The organism is Azonexus fungiphilus, assembly GCF_003634965.1.
GTDB classification, from domain to species: Bacteria; Pseudomonadota; Gammaproteobacteria; order Burkholderiales; family Rhodocyclaceae; genus Azonexus; species Azonexus fungiphilus.
In genome coordinates, this window is record NZ_RBXP01000011.1 from 1 (window position 1) to 12,759 (window position 12,759).

Annotated in this window: 10 protein-coding genes and 1 pseudogene; all 11 read left to right on the forward strand. The window is 50.2% G+C overall.

The window, feature by feature from the left end:
• Nucleotides 1-207, forward strand: a pseudogene (locus tag DFR40_RS02775) (glucose-1-phosphate thymidylyltransferase RfbA); the annotation flags it as partial.
• A gap of 55 nt (nucleotides 208-262) precedes the next feature.
• Nucleotides 263-1,498 carry an MATE family efflux transporter gene (locus DFR40_RS16900; RefSeq protein WP_147431278.1) on the forward strand — a complete coding sequence of 412 codons (1,236 nt, stop codon included), beginning with the start codon at nucleotides 263-265 and terminating at the stop codon, nucleotides 1,496-1,498.
• Nucleotides 1,499-1,501: 3 nt separating this feature from the next.
• Complete coding sequence (locus DFR40_RS02785) at nucleotides 1,502-2,563, forward strand: polysaccharide pyruvyl transferase family protein (protein WP_121456972.1); 1,062 nt, start codon at nucleotides 1,502-1,504, stop codon at nucleotides 2,561-2,563.
• Complete coding sequence (locus DFR40_RS02790; RefSeq protein ID WP_170160141.1) at nucleotides 2,532-3,512, forward strand: beta-galactosidase; 981 nt, start codon at nucleotides 2,532-2,534, stop codon at nucleotides 3,510-3,512. Before DFR40_RS02785 ends, DFR40_RS02790 begins: the two co-directional genes overlap by 32 nt.
• Before the next feature lie 3 nt (nucleotides 3,513-3,515).
• Nucleotides 3,516-4,727, forward strand: a complete 1,212-nt coding sequence (locus DFR40_RS02795) for an O-antigen polymerase (RefSeq protein WP_121456974.1) — start codon at nucleotides 3,516-3,518, stop codon at nucleotides 4,725-4,727.
• The gene (locus DFR40_RS02800) at nucleotides 4,724-5,860 is read left to right on the forward strand and encodes a glycosyltransferase family 4 protein (RefSeq protein WP_170160142.1); all 1,137 of its coding nucleotides are present in this window, start codon (nucleotides 4,724-4,726) and stop codon (nucleotides 5,858-5,860) included. The genes DFR40_RS02795 and DFR40_RS02800 overlap by 4 nt, the downstream gene beginning before the upstream one ends.
• Nucleotides 5,850-6,965: a DUF1972 domain-containing protein gene (locus DFR40_RS02805; RefSeq protein WP_121456976.1), complete on the forward strand. Its 1,116-nt coding sequence runs from the start codon at nucleotides 5,850-5,852 to the stop codon at nucleotides 6,963-6,965. The genes DFR40_RS02800 and DFR40_RS02805 overlap by 11 nt, the downstream gene beginning before the upstream one ends.
• 19 nt (nucleotides 6,966-6,984) lie before the next feature.
• Entirely contained in the window at nucleotides 6,985-8,430 is a 1,446-nt protein-coding gene (locus tag DFR40_RS02810) for a mannose-1-phosphate guanylyltransferase/mannose-6-phosphate isomerase (RefSeq protein ID WP_121456977.1), read from the forward strand.
• Between the two features lie 4 nt (nucleotides 8,431-8,434).
• Nucleotides 8,435-9,238 (forward strand): hypothetical protein, encoded by an 804-nt coding sequence (locus DFR40_RS02815; RefSeq protein ID WP_211329712.1) that lies wholly within the window; start codon nucleotides 8,435-8,437, stop codon nucleotides 9,236-9,238.
• A gap of 178 nt (nucleotides 9,239-9,416) precedes the next feature.
• Entirely contained in the window at nucleotides 9,417-10,382 is a 966-nt protein-coding gene (locus tag DFR40_RS02820) for a VanZ family protein (RefSeq protein ID WP_121456978.1), read from the forward strand.
• A gap of 105 nt (nucleotides 10,383-10,487) precedes the next feature.
• Nucleotides 10,488-12,755: a hypothetical protein gene (locus DFR40_RS02825; protein ID WP_121456979.1), complete on the forward strand. Its 2,268-nt coding sequence runs from the start codon at nucleotides 10,488-10,490 to the stop codon at nucleotides 12,753-12,755.
• Nucleotides 12,756-12,759 lie beyond the last annotated feature (4 nt).

The following is a 12,759-nucleotide window of genomic DNA, read 5'->3' on the forward strand; positions in this document are numbered from 1 at the left end:
ACCGGCACCCACGAAAGCCTGCTCGACGCCAGCCAGTTCATCGCCACGATCGAGAAACGCCAGGGGTTGAAGGTGGCCTGTCCGGAAGAGATCGCTTTCCGCAAGGGGTGGGTAGATGCGGCGCAACTGGAGAAGCTGGCGCAGCCGATGTCGAAAAATCTTTATGGAAAATATCTTTTAGGATTGATAAACGAAAAGATTTTCTGAAAGGTGATCTATAAATTCGGTTGTTTATGGTTATAAATTTTATGCGTCGAGATTAATGGTCAAAACTATTCTGACTTTGATCGTAGGTATGCTTTCTGGTGCTTTTCTTGTTTTTGCCAATCAAATAATTTTGGCTAAATACACTGAGCCAGAAGAGTTCGGACGGTTATTAACGATATTAGCTCTGCTAAATTCTGCTTCCCCAATGGTTTCTTTGGGAATTGGTTCTTATATGTTGGAACACAATTCAAAAAGAGGGAGGGGGGTGGGGTATTTAAAGCCAGTGGCGGCGTGCATATTTAATTTTAGTGTCGTTTCATTCTACTTCACCGGATTGATAATTGTGTGGGTGGTTTGGGGTGATGTTTTTATGGTTTTGCTGTTCCTCGTATTATTTCCTGTTTTGATAATGCAAGGGGGGGTTGGTTTTACATTGCCGTTGTTCCAAATTAACTCCAGATTTAGGGAAATAGCCTATTTTCAGTTTTTGTCGCAATTTGGCAGGCTGCTTTCATCAGTAATTGGTTTAGTATGCTTAGGTAGTTTTTTATTTACCCTGGTCGGTTACTTGTTAAGTGCTGTGCTGGTTTTTTTGTTGAATTTTTCCTTTGTTAAGAGAATCGATGGTTTTGATTATCTGAAAGCACGGAAGATATTTTCAGCTCGAAGGGTGGTTTCAATTTGTACTGGCTCGTTGCCGTTTGCAACGAACGGTTTAATTAATATGCTTCAGGTTCAGTTGCCGACTGTTTTTGTTTCTGTTTTATTCGGTTTTGGTGCAGCTGCGCAGTTTTCAATTTGCTTTTCAATTTTGCTTGTAGTGTTTATTGTGCCTAATGCTATATATGGTCAATATTTACTTCCCACGCTCCAAAGAATGCAAATTAGCAAAGGGAGTGCATACAAAAAAATATACTTGTCCAGTATTTTTTTGATGCTCATTCTGGGGGCGCTAGGGGCCTTCATGGTTTTTTACTACTCCAAGCCTATATTCGAATATTTTTTTGGGGCCAAATACACATTGGCTTCGAATTTAATTACCACCGCAGCGGCGCTTATTCCTGCAAGATATGCTCTAACTGTATTGGGTGCTTTTTTAATTGCTGAACGAAAAGTATTGTACAAAGTTAAGGCCTCGGTTTATTTGCTGTCAGTACAGATTTTAATGATATTTTTCTCCTCGATTTTTTGGGGTTTGTCAGAGTTGATTGTGTTGCTTGTTATTTCTGAATATATTCTGCTTTTCGTTTATTTGATGAAAATGCATGTTTTGTTCAAGGTTAAAGATTAAATTATGAAGAAAGTTGTTATTGTTGGGTACTATGGGAGTAACGTCGGTGATGTTGCAATGTTACAGACATTGGTTTCTCTTTTTTCTGAATATGAAATCGTTGTTTATACGTATTCTGATAAGATCTGCAAAGCCGTATATGAATTAACCGGTGGTGCTATTCACATAATAACGCAAAATAGAATTTCTACATTTTTTCAGTTTTTAAAAGATACTAGCACTGCTTCCGCTGTTATGTGGGGAGGAGGGACTTGCTTTATGGACGAAGGGGGAGATGGTGCTATCAAGTATTTTCTCCTGGCTCGCCTTTTTTGTAAGAAAATTTATTATGTCGGAATCGGAATTGGTAAAACAAAAAAAATTCGAACAAAAATCATACTGGCAGGGGCGTTACTGATAAGTTCAAAAATATATCTTAGGGAATTTGATGCGGCTAAAAAATTCCCTGGGTTTTATAGAAAAAAAATTAGTTACGTTCCTGACTTGGTTTACAGATACCCTCTGCTTGTAAATAAAATAAATAATGACTTTTCGAGTAATAGTCTGCTAGTCGCATATCGCAATGTGGAAGACTATTTTGGACGTGCTAAATCAAAAGATTATTTGCGAAACTTCTGTAGGGCAATTAATTGCCTTTTTGAGCATGGTGATTTCTCAAAAATCGTGTTAGTTAATACTGATTCAGAGTGCGATTCTGAGGATTTGTTTTTTATAGAAAAAAATATTTTTCCGTCGGGCTCGATTGAGATTATATCTATCGACAATGGCATTTCTCGAGTCGTCGAGGAGATATCTAAGGCTTCATATATTATTACGGCTAGACTTCATGTTGCTTTAATGGCTTTTGCAAACAGTCGAAAATTCTGTTTGCTTAACTACTCTCCGAAAAATGTTAGTTTTTTGGAGCAGGCTGGAGTAGATGGAGCACTAATTGAATATAGTGATCTTGACGATCCTTGCGTCTTTGTAGATATTCGTAATAAATTTTACGCTTCTAATTTTGACTTGATTAGTCTTTCGGGTGAGATCGACCGTGTGGTTTCTGAAATTAAGTCTAGCATTTAGTTTTTTTTCATTTTTATTTTCTAATAATCCATCGTTTGCTCATGAGTTGGATACCTATGTTGTAATTACTAGTGGTCGCTCAGATAGTTTAGAAAGAGTTTTTAGTGATCCTTGCATTTCAGGTGTCACTTTATACGTAGGTTGGAGCAAGCTACAACCCGAGGAAAATCGATATGACTTTTCAATTTTGAAAAACGCCTTGAATTTGGCGGTGCGCAATAACAAGAAAGTCAATATAGGTTTATTAGCCGGTAGATGGGTGCCACAATGGGTTTTTGAAAAACAAATCGAATTTGTAGAATGGGATCATGTTGATAGTTACGTAGAGGATGGAGTTTCTAGAAAGGCTAAAGCTCCAGTACCGTGGGATAAAAAATATATAGAATATTTCTCTAAGTTTTTATCCGAAGTGAGTTTATTAGTAAATGCTTACGAAAATTCTGTTAACTCGATTGCTATAACCGGCGGAAGCAATACGAATGGCTTAGAGGCTAATTTTTATATGCCCATGGTAGCAATCGGTAAGACATCTTTCTCTTTCTCAAAGTATAGAAATAACTGGGAATACTTGATCGATATGTACGAAAGTTTATTTCCAAGTTTCCCGAAAACCTTTGCTGTTCATGAGCAGTTTTTTGGATTTCGTGATTCATCTATATCAAAACACTTGGTTGGTTATGGTGTAAAAAAATATGGTAAAAAATTTATACCTCAGGCCTTGGCTTTTACCGAAGAGGAATGGTTTAAAGAAGGTAACAGCTATGCAGACTTAGTTATTTCAAGACCTGCTGGGAGCGATTTTGTACTTCAGTCTATTCGAGCTTACTCAAAATCCAATGATTTTGAGCGGTTTGAGAAAATGAAAAATAAAGCCAAGTTGCTTAATCCTTTGTGGCTTGAAATTTGGCTTGATGACTTCCTTTCTGGATATTATTGTAAGAGTTATTAAATAATGATTCTGTTTTTTGCATTTTGTGTTATTTGGTACTCTGTTTCTAGAGGGGATAAAGATCCTTTCAAGCCAGAAATATTTATTAATTTGTATTATTTTATAATGGTTGTTTCAGGGCCCATTGTGATTTATCTTTTTTTTCCGGATATCTATCAGGATGGGCTATACGCTGAAGTTCTCGAACTGCTTTCGATGTCGCTTTTGTGTATGAATATTGGGTTTATTTTATCTGGCTATTGTTTTAATAAACCAAGAGTTTTTTCAAAGGAACTTGTGGATACTCAAGGTATCCTGCGGCTGGCGCAGATTTTCCTACTTGTTGGGCTTTTTTCAGGTGTGTTTTTTTATCTGCGTGCCGGAAATATTCCTATTATTTCCGATAATAAAGAAGTTGCTAGAGTTATGGCTCTCTCTGTCTCAGGAAATGGATATTTTCTTTATCTGATGACGTTGGTGATGCCGGCGGTTTCTTTGTGGGCAATAAATTGTTTTTCAGATAAAAAAAATAAATCTGTTTATTTTATTGTTGTGCTGGCTACTATTGCCGGTTTGTTTCTGACGGGAACGGGTTCAAGGCGATATATTATTTGGATATATGTTTATGTTCTTGTCGTATATCATTATATTGTTCGTCCGTTACCTCTAAGTAAGTTTTTTGCTGTTGGTATTGGAGCATTTGTATTTGTTGTCTTATTTGAGCTATTTAGAAATCCTTTTAGCGATACTACTGCTGATTTTTATACGGCTGTATTGTATCGGCTTGTTATATTTTCGTCTAATTTGGAGAAGGTTTTTTCGGCATTCTATTATGGAGGGGAGTTTTTCTATGGGAAGACTTTCTTTATGGATATATTAACTGTTTTGCCGGGAAAGCAGGATGATTATCAGTCATGGCTTAAGGAGTATGTTGGGCTTTCATTTGAGGGGTTCGGTATTCCTCCCACCATGGCAGGTGACTTTTATATAAATTTTGGTATGCCAGGAGTAATTGTTTTGTCATTGGCTTTTGGTTTTTTTGTTCGTTCTGTATATTTTTTCTTGGTTGTGAATAGATTTAGTTACTACTCTGTTTTTGCATACTGCTTACTTCTTGAGGTTTTTGTAAAAATGCTCACATCAGGATTATCAGCTCAGTCTATTTCATTAATATGGGTTGCGTTAATTCTTGCTGTTGTTCGTTATTTTTCGCCATTTCTGAGGAAGTCTCAATGAAGAGGGTCGCTTTAATAGAGCCTGTTGGTGGGCATGGGGGTATGGATTACTACGATTTTGGCTTGATAATTAACCTTGTAAAAAATGGTTGTTATGTCAAGTTATATACATCTGATAATGATCTGTCGTTTGATGGTGCTGCAGGGGTTGATGTCGAAAAATGTTTTATTGGTGTTTACGGGAAATCTAATAAATTGCTAAGGCTTGTACGGTTCTTTCGAGGATTGTTTCGGGCGTGTGTTGATGCTAGTAATAATAAATTGAAAAATGCACATTTTCAATTTTTTGGTGTTTCTGGTTTGGAGTTGGCTACCGTTATTTTTTCTAGATTTTTTTTCTCGAATATCGTTGTGACTATTCATGATGTTGAGTCGTTTGCGAATAAACAGAGTTTGTTACTCGACAAGGTTTTCTATCGAATTGTAGATAAAGTGGTTGTGCATAATCGTGTTTGTCGAAACGAAATACTTGAGAGGGTTCCCGAGGTTTTAAATAGGCTTTCTGTTATACCTCATGGTAATTATCTGGACTCGGATTTTTCATCAATTCCCAGGGAGCTTGCTGTTGCAGAGTTGGGGGGGGATCCATCTAAAAAAATGGTTTTGTTTTTTGGGCAAATTAAGAAGGTTAAAGGTTTGGATGTTCTGATTCATGCTGTTTCGCATTTGAAATCACGTCGTGATGATTTTTCCATTGTTGTTGCGGGCAAGGTTTGGAAAGACGATTTTTCTATTTATCAGGATTTGATAGATAAGCTAGATGTTTCGGATTTCTTCAAATTAGATATTCGGTATATACCCGACGAAGAGTTGGCTGTTTTTTACTCGGCTGCTTACTGTATTGTTTTGCCGTATAAAAAAATATATCAGAGTGGTGTTTTGTTGATGGCTATGAGTTTTGGGGTTCCGGTTATCGTTTCTTCTTTGCCGGGTATGTTGGAAGTGGTTGATGATGGTAAGAACGGATTTGTTTTTGAGTCAGGTAACGCATTGAGTCTTGCTGATAAGATTGATTATGCTTTGAGTAATACTGCTGTTGTTGATGAAGTAAAAGGGTCGGCTCTAAATTTGATGCGTTTAAATTATTCTTGGGAAGTGGTTGCAAAGGATACGGCGGTGTTATATGTCTCTTAAATGTTTAAATAAAAATAAGACTCTGAGGATTTTAGGAATTCGAGGTGTCCCGGCTGCGCATGGTGGGTTTGAAACTTTTGCCGAAAGACTATCTCTCTTTCTTGTCTCGCGGGGATGGAATGTTATTGTCTATTGTCAAGAGGATGGAGTCGGTAAACTCTCAGAGGATTGCTGGAGAGGGGTGCGGCGTGTTCGTATTCCGATAAAACAATCCGGGGCGATTGGTACGATTTTTTTTGATTTTAAATCGGTAATTCATGCTCTTCAAAAAAAAGATATTTGCCTCACATTGGGATATAACACAGCTGTTTTTTGTCTTGCTCTTAGAGTTTTTGGTATAAAAAATATTATTAATATGGATGGTATTGAATGGAAGAGAGCAAAATGGGGGCTGGCTGCTAAATCTTGGTTTTGGATAAATGAGCGATTGGGGTGCTGGATTGGTAATCATCTCATTGCTGATCATCCAAAGATAAAGGATCACTTGGCAACTAGAGTACGCTCAAATAAGATTTCAACAATTCCATATGGTGCTGATGAGTTATCTCTGAATAATTCAGAGGTGCTTCGTGAATTCGGATTGTGTGGGAAAAAATTTTTTACTGTTATAGCAAGGCCGGAGCCGGAAAATTCTCTCCTTGAAATTGTGAGTGGATTTTCTGATAAAAATAGAGATTGTTTATTAATTGTTCTCGGAAAGTATGATGATAATAATCCTTATCATCGGGCCGTTAGGGGCGCGGCTGGAGCAGAGGTGGTTTTTTTAGGCGCAATTTACGATAGAAACGTTGTTGATGCTTTGAGATATTATTCTTTGGCTTATATTCATGGCCATCAAGTTGGAGGAACTAATCCTTCGTTGGTTGAAGCTTTGGGCGCTGCAAACGCTATTATTGCGCATGACAACTTATTTAATAGATGGGTTGCTGGAAATAGTGCTTTGTATTTTAAAGATTCGGATAGTTTTTCTTGTGTTTTGTCTGAATTTTTGTCGTCACCTGACCTCAGAGAAAAAATGTCTACAGGATCACGTTTGAGATTTAAAGAAGATTTTACTTGGGATAGCGTACTTTCGAAGTATGAAGATTTGCTTTCAAAATTCTAGATTTCTATTGGCGCATTTGATGAACGTTCAACCTTTGATTCTCTGCGGCGGTTCCGGTACCCGGATGTGGCCGCTTTCCCGTGAGCAATACCCCAAGCAGTTGCTCAACCTGGCCGGTGAGTTGTCGATGTTGCAGGCGACTGCCTTGCGCTTGCAGGGATTGCCGTTGTCCACGGTCGACCGGCTGAATTCGCCGATTTTGATCGGCAACGAGGAATACCGCTTTTTGATGGCTGAGCAGTTGCGCCAGGTTGGCGTGGCGCATGGCGGCATGCTGCTTGAGCCTTGCGGGCGCAATACGGCGCCGGCGCTGACGCTGGGTGCCTTGCTGGCGCGTGCTGGCGGTGACGATCCTGTGCTGGTGATCATGCCGGCGGATCATGTGATCCAGGACGAGGCGGCTTTCCGGGCGGCGGTGGCGCTGGCGGTGCCGCTGGCCGATGCGGGCAAGCTGGTCACCTTCGGCATTTGTCCGACGGCGCCGGAAACCGGTTACGGCTACATCCGCGTTGGCCAGGCGCTGGGCGAGGGCGCCAGCCTGGTCGAGCAGTTTGTCGAGAAGCCGGATCAGGCGACGGCACAGGGCTACCTGGATAGCGGTCGTTACCTGTGGAACGGCGGCATTTTCGTGATCAAGGCGTCGGTCTGGCTGGCCAAGATGGCGCAGTGCCGGCCGGATATCCTGGCGGCGTGCGAGGCGGCGTTTGCCGGCCGGCAGCAGGACATGGATTTCGTGCGGCCGGACAAGGCGGCGTTCGCGGCCTGCCCGTCGGAGTCGATCGATTATGCGGTGATGGAGCCGTTGACCGCCGCCGGCAGGAATTCCGGCGAGGTCGCGGTGGTGCCGCTCGATGCCCGCTGGTCGGATGTCGGGGCCTGGAGTGCGCTCTGGGAGATCGGCGACAAGGATGCAGCCGGTAACGTCTTCAAGGGCGACGTGCTGGCGGTCGACACCGAAAATTCGCTGGTTTTGACCAGCGGCCGGCTGGTGGCAACGGTCGGGCTGCAGGATGTGGTCGTGGTCGAGACGCCGGATGCGATCCTGGTCGCCGACCGCAAGCAGATCCAGAAGGTCAAGGAGGTGGTCGGCCAGCTGAAGGCGGCCGGGCGTTCGGAAACCAACGCGCACCGCAAGGTGCATCGGCCGTGGGGCTGGTACGACAGCATCGATTGCGGCGCGCGCTTCCAGGTCAAGCGCATCGTGGTCAATCCGGGCGGCGTGCTCTCGCTGCAGATGCACCACCACCGCGCCGAGCACTGGATCGTGGTCTCCGGCACGGCGCGGGTGACGCGGGGCGAGGAAACCTTCCTGGTGTCGGAGAACGAATCGACCTACATCCCCCTGGGCACCACGCACCGCCTGGAAAACCCGGGCAAGCTGCCGCTCGAGATGATCGAGGTGCAGAGCGGCTCCTACCTGGGCGAGGACGATATCGTGCGCTTTGAGGATCGGTACGGGCGCTGAGTCGATGATCCGTTCAAAGGGCTTTCCGCGTTCTCTGTCTACTGCGCACCTATGGCGGGATGATGTGCTGCTGAAGTCTCACCATGCGTATCAAAAGGCCAAGGCCGGCGACAAGGATGCTGCGCTTGAATTGGTGGTGGATTTGGCGGTTACCTGGATTAGTGGACTGCGTGAGAGATTGAAGCCCGGCTTGATCTACGTTTCTCCCCATGCCCAGGAAGCAACTGGCGATAACGCGATTCCGCAAACGCTGGCGGCAGTTTGTGCGAGCTTCCTGGATGGGGGAGTCGATACGGAAATTGTTCAATCCGATCGTGTCTATCACACAGGGGCTGACCCTATGGAGCGGATGGCTGCGAGAGCACAGTTCTTCGGCAAGGTAATGCCAGGCGCCGAATATGTGCTGGTCGATGATGTGACCAATCTGGGCGGAACTCTGGCAGAATTATCGAACTATATTCAGGTCCAAGACGGTGTGGTCAGGGATGTGGTGGTTCTGGTGAACGCGGGGCGCAGCCCGGCGCTGGTGCCAGAAAGGAAGTTTGTCAGGTTGATCAAGGAGCGGTTTGATGAAGAATTCACTGCAACATTCGGCATCGAGCCCGAAGCACTCACCGCCAACGAAGCGCAGTACCTTGTTGGCTTCCAATCAATTGACCAAATCCGAAATCGACTCGCTGCAGCAGAGCAAGAAATCGATCGCCGCCTACGTTCAAAAGGAATTGCGCGATCGTCTGAAGAAACATCATCTGGAGCACTTGCTGATCAAGGCTTGAGTTTGCCTGGCCAAGAGGCCGGGGATCTGTAACCCCATATAACCGCATCATGTCATCGGACATGCTGCGGTTTTTGTTTTTGTACAAACCTGAGAATTTCGATGAACGGCAGACCTTTGCCGGCGGTTACGCCACTGTTCACGGTCGACCGTGAAAATGGCGTTTTTTTTGCGTGACAGGGGTTCGATGCCGTTTCGTTCGTGGTGCTTGATGCTGGCAGCCGTCCTTGCCACCCTGGGGCTGGGCGTGCCGGCGCTGCGCTACCAGGTGCTGGCGGTGCATGCGCCGGGGCTTGCCGATGCGGGGCTGCGCAAGCTGGGCAATGTCACGGTCGACGCCGTTTCCGGGGGATTTTTGCTGAGCGCGCCGGGCGACGGCAAATCGCGCGGGCTGATCTGGCCGCTGCCCTTGCCGGAAGGCAGCCAGGCGGTCCGGGTCGAGGCGCTGGTGACGCTGGCTGCGGTGGGCGAGGGCGATCAGCCCTGGCACCGGGCGATGCTTTCGGTGCGGTTGATCGACGGCGCCGGCAAGGGGCACGAGCGGGCGGCGCTGATGCGCGGCGGTAGCGGCGTGTTCGCCGTCGACAAGCTGATCCTGCTGCCGCCCGGCAGCGTCGGCCTGGAAGCCATGGCCCGCCTGCTGCGCGTGGGCGGTGCGCTGACCGTGAGCGATCTGCGCATGTCGCTGCTCGCCGAGCGGGCCTGGGTGCCGGCCGCGGTGGCGGTGCTGTGGGCGGTCTGGCTGCTGGCTTTTGCGGCCTTGCTGGTGCATTGGTTGCGCACGGCGCGGCAGCGCTGGTTGCTGGCGCTGGTGTTTGTCGGGGTGCTGGCGGCGGTGGCGATGCCGGGCGCCTGGCGCGATGCGCTGCAGGGCTGGGTGATCGAATGGCTGGGCGCGTGGGCGCCGCCAACCGGCCAGGGCGGGCTCGCCGATTACGTGCATTTCGCCATGTTTGCCGGTCTCGGTGCGGCGCTGGCGCTGGCCCGGCCGGATTTGCGCGGCGGCTGGCTGATGGCCGAACTGGCGCTGTTGGCGGTGGCCAGCGAGGTGATCCAGACGCTGGTGCCGGGCCGCGAGGGCGGTTGGCTGGATATCGCCCTCGACACTTCGGGCGCGCTGCTCGGCGTGCTGGCGGTGCGCTTGTGGTGGCGCTTCGGCACTCGGGCCGCCGCCTGATTTTTGGCCGGATTTGACGGTCGACCGTCAAATTCAGGCAATTTCCGACGCGCTTGATCTATTCTGCATGAACGCGGTTTGCCGCGCTGTCATGGGGGACGTGCGATGAAAAGCTCGGTCGGAATGAAGGGCGCGGCGGGGGCCGCGGCCTGGCGGGTGCTGGCGGTTCTGTTGCTGCTTGGCGGCTGCGCTTCTCAGGCGCAGCGGGATGATGGCGATGCGCGGTGGCTGACCGAAGGCGGCCAGCGAGTGTATGCGCCGCTGGAAGACCCTGCGCTCAGCGAGACGGCGATCCGCCGGGGTAGCGGCGAGCCGGATTGGTCGTCACTGCCGCGCAACCGGATCGCGGTGGCCTTGTCCGGCGGCGGCTCGAAGGCGGCGGCGTTTGCCATGGGCGTGCTCGCCGGCCTCGACGATCTCGATTACTTCGCGCCGGCCAGGGGCGATCCGGCGCTGCCCAAGGTGGCCTTCGTCAGCAGCGTTTCCGGCGGCAGTTATGCGGCCTATTTCCTGGTCTCGCAGATCGTCGCCAATCGCCGGCTGGGGCCGGCGGGCCAGTTGCCGGGGCGGCGCAGCCACCTCGATTTCCTGTTCCTCGACGGGGTCACCCACACCGCGCCGGGCGAGGTTTTTGCCGATGGTTTGCGCCAGGCGCCGGCAGCCCTGCCTTTCGGCCGCGATGCGCTGGGCAGCGAACTGTGGGCGGTCGACGGCAGCATGGCCAATCGCCAGCAGTCGGTCGTGCGCTGCGCGCAGGATGTGCTGGTGCCGGGCAAATGCTCGGTGTCGGCGACGTCGCAGGAACGCCTGAAAACCTGGGGCAGCAACCTGGGCATGCTGGTGCCGACCGTGCTGACCCTGCCGCTGCATCATCTGCTCAACAGTGTTTTCGATAGCGGGATCAGCGTCGCACCGACACGGCGGATCTACCAGCAGGGCGTCGGCCTGACCTATGGCAGCACGCCGCTGGCCGGCTACCGCGCGCCGACACGCCCGCTGCTCGGCTGGCCGCGCCTGCCGTGCCCGGCGCCCGGTAGCGAAGTCGCGGCGCAGATGCACGGCTGCTTCGAGAACGAGCGCAGCATCCAGGAAGCGCTGCCGCTCGATTTCGCCGAACTCAACCAGGCCTGGCGGGAATGGGGCGGCGCCGGCAGCGACGAGCTGCCGTTCTGGGTCATCCAGGCCAGCGCCAGCCGTTACCGCAGCATCGGCGGCTGGCTGCGCGGCCCCGAGCGCGATGCCTTTGTCGATTCCTTCGAGTTCACGCCGCTGTCCTACGGCTCGCGCCGTTACGGCTTCGTTGCGGCGCCGCATGCCGGCGTCAGCGTGCTCGACGCGGTGATTGCCTCGGCGGCTTTCTTCGATGCCAACCAGCAGGTTTATCAGCAGCGCTGGCAGTCGATGGGGCTGGGGCTGCTGCAGCATGGGCTGAACCTCAACTGGGGGCTGGACATTCCCAACTACAACGTGTCCGAGGTGCGCCGCCGCTGGCATCGCTGGCTGCCGCTGCCGATCGCCTGGCTCGATTCGGCGATCGACAACGCCGGGCGCGAACCGGCGGAGCGGGACCGCAAGCGCTCCGCCTTCATCCGCCTGATCGACGGCGGCAGTTCGGAGAATACCGGTGCCGTTGCCGCCTTGCGGCGCGGCATCAAGACCCTGATGATCGTCGATGCGGCGCAGGATAAGGACGGCGAGTTCGGCGACCTGTGCTATCTCAAGCAGAGCCTGGAGCAGCTCGACGCCGGGAAGGCGGCCGGGCTGTTGCCCTATGGTCAATCCGGCCAGGTCCGGCTGCTGGTGCCCGGCCTGGCGGATTTCGACAACGCCTGCGCCAAGGGCAAGCCGAGCTATGCATTGCAAGGCACCGGGCCGGCGGGCGTTCCGGCCTTGCTCGCCTGCCTGACGACACCCGAGAACGAAGCGTGCGTTGCGGGGCAGATGCTGGCGCGGATTCTGGTGATCAAGCCGATGCTCGATCTCCAAGGCTTCGCCGGCGAATGGCAGGACGCCGGCCGGCCGGCCGGCTTTTCGCGCTGCACCCACGGCGGTTTCCTGCATGCCGCCGGGCAGGCGCCGGAAAACTGCGCACAGACGGGCAGCAGCGCCTGCCGCGAGGCGGTGCCCTGCGAGGTCGGGCGCCTGCTGGTCAATGCCGACGGCGGCTGGCGCAACAGTCCCTTCCCGCAGACCTCGACGGTATCGACCACCGGCAATTCGAGCGCCACGCTTTATTCGGCCTACCGCGAGCTGGCGCGCATGGCGGTGGTCAATTCGCGGGCGGCGCTGACGGCGGCGGTTGCCGACGATACCCGGTTTGCGGAGATGGCACGGAAGCAGACCGGGCATTTCAAGTCAGCCCAGGGGCGCTGACGGT